Source organism: Cohnella thermotolerans DSM 17683 (genome assembly GCF_000429825.1).
GTDB lineage: Bacteria > Bacillota > Bacilli > Paenibacillales > Paenibacillaceae > Cohnella > Cohnella thermotolerans.
This window is the reverse complement of record NZ_AUCP01000129.1, coordinates 1-2,215: the sequence shown is the minus strand read 5'-3', so window position 1 is coordinate 2,215 and position 2,215 is coordinate 1. Positions and strand designations below refer to the sequence as shown.

At 43.1% G+C, this 2,215-nt stretch carries 4 protein-coding genes; all 4 read left to right on the top strand.

Annotation, left to right across the window (positions count from 1 at the left end; all coding sequences use genetic code 11):
- Positions 1 to 324: 324 nt before the first annotated feature.
- The 4 genes from G485_RS30090 (at position 325) to G485_RS0117310 (ending at position 2,094) form a co-directional block, all read left to right on the top strand.
- Positions 325 to 465, top strand: coding sequence for a hypothetical protein (locus tag G485_RS30090; protein ID WP_156922460.1), 141 nt, complete (start codon positions 325 to 327; stop codon positions 463 to 465).
- 79 nt (positions 466 to 544) lie between these two features.
- Positions 545 to 1,246, top strand: a complete 702-nt coding sequence (locus G485_RS0117320) for a metallophosphoesterase (RefSeq protein ID WP_027093541.1) — start codon at positions 545 to 547, stop codon at positions 1,244 to 1,246.
- A 176-nt stretch (positions 1,247 to 1,422) separates the two neighbouring features.
- Positions 1,423 to 1,674, top strand: a complete 252-nt coding sequence (locus tag G485_RS27170; protein ID WP_035157018.1) for a hypothetical protein — start codon at positions 1,423 to 1,425, stop codon at positions 1,672 to 1,674.
- 93 nt (positions 1,675 to 1,767) lie between these two features.
- Positions 1,768 to 2,094: a hypothetical protein gene (locus tag G485_RS0117310; protein WP_027093540.1), complete on the top strand. Its 327-nt coding sequence runs from the start codon at positions 1,768 to 1,770 to the stop codon at positions 2,092 to 2,094.
- Positions 2,095 to 2,215: the final 121 nt, after the last annotated feature.

The following is a 2,215-nucleotide window of genomic DNA, read 5'->3' as shown; positions in this document are numbered from 1 at the left end:
GCTCAATCACTCTTTCAATGGTCGTGTTACTGTATAATTCGACAAAACCGTGGTAAAAGCCTGCTTGGCGGACTTTTTCACCGGACTTTTAGAGATTGCTATTTTATTATTACAGACACAACCAGGAAAACTATACATACAGCCGGTTGTGCTGACGTAAATGTATCGGGCTTTCGGGAAAAGGTGCTAAACAATACGAACAAGAATGGGCATTACTACTTTACAGATGATCTCGTTAAAGGTAGGGAGACATTTAAAGCTATAAACTGCCAGAATTGTCGCCCCAAATAAACTGTTAAAAGTATTGTGATGGAGGTAGTACTGGTGAAAGTTGCACGAAAAAAGCGGGAAAAGAGCAAGTATGAAACAAAAATTCCTGCAATGGGTCGTCGCGAGATCGAGCAATCCAAAAAAGCTTTGGAACTGTTACGTTCGAATCGGCTTTTTGGTGAGAGGATGAAGTGAAGAAGCAAATGTAAAAAACAGAAGGAGTGGGTAACGAGGTCGCCGAATACGTGAATATAGCTACAAACCGGAGGCGTACATGAGAAAATTCTTTATGACAGATATCCACGGCGAGTACAAAGGTTTAAAGGTTCTTTTAAAACATGCGGAAGTTGATTACACCCAAGACCAACTGGTAATCGGCGGCGATATGATCAACAGGGGCAGGGAAAGTGCGAAGGTTGTCAGGGAGATCAAATTGATGACCGAAAAATACCCTAACAATGTGTATGCGTTAATCGGCAACCATGAGGAAATGATGGGTGATTATTTTCGAGCCGGTGATAAAACCTTTTTAAGTCACGGTGGCGACGAAACGCTCCAGAGCTTTAACAAGACATTTTCGAATGATTCGGAGCGGTTGGTACATATGGAATGGGCATATTCCCTGCCGCTGTACTTTGAAGATGACGAATTTGTCTATACTCATGCTGGACTAAACCCTTTTGAACCGTTAGACGAGCAAAGCCGTGATATCCTATGGATGTCAGAATTCGACTTATACAGCATTCCCAAAGAAAACCTGCTCTCCCTAACCCAAGGAAAGCCTATCATCCACGGACATACGCCTGTCGAGCGGATTTATTTTGATGGTGCGAGGATGAACTGCGATATTGGGTCAAACACCTATTCGATTGAAGAGGAACGGGGATTAGGACTTGTTTGCCTGACTGAGATGATCTATTGGGTCTACAAACCGGCTCTAAAGAAGATCGAAAAGAGGAAGGTGGGGCGGATTTAAGGCAAAGGTAAGGGGGAGGACAAGGAAAAGGTTCGAAGGGGTCGGGCTTATCATGAAAAAAATAATCATTGGGCTATCAATAGGATTTGTTATATAACAGTATTCGATTTTTGTTGCAATTCACTATAACAGCGTATATGATAGAATCAAAGAAACCGAAGGGAGAGGCGGTAAACATGCAATTGAATAAGTATTGTCGATTGTTGCAAGTTCAAAATAATGTTCTTTGCCGCCTGGGTTATCCCCGGGCGGTTTTTATTTTGTTTAGAAGGCAACTCGTTGGGGGTGTGAAAGGAATGAATGCTTTGGTAAAAAAGATTCGCGAGCCGAGATTCATACAGCGTTTCATTGCTGAACTGATCGCTGATCTCGTCATGCTCATTGGTGGATTGGTCATCGGCTATTATCTTCGGACGATGCTGTTCTAAAAATGAGAAGTAAAGGGGATACAGGGCGGCGGGAGACGTTGTTAATGACATAAGTCCGCCCTCAAAGGCAAAAACCGGAGGAGGAGATTCATTGTGCCGCTAAAACGAAATCGTGTAGTTGAAAACCCGAATCGGAAGGACATGAGGGTTGTTGATATGAGCTTTAGCGTTTCTAAGGAGAACCAGGCGTTGCTCCGTAAAATACGAGGAATGGAGGCGGGCGAGCCATTGATCGAATTCAAATATGAGGTCGATCTTGTCGAAAAACAGAAAAAACAAATTGAGCAAGCTGTAGTGCAACGGATAAGCCAAATTGCTGACGGAGAGTCGATTGCGATATATCTTGGCGAGAAATTGGTGGTAGGGACTCGGAAGGGGGTAACTGTTATAATTGAGCGGATCGTGAAAACCATCATTTAAGACTGCCCCCTTTCGATAATTGTCCAGAGACTGTAAAATATTTTGTGTAAACTCTCAAACGCAAATGAATTAAACTAAGAGAAAGGCTGGTTTGAGAGGATGACACAAGTGGCGCGGTTTA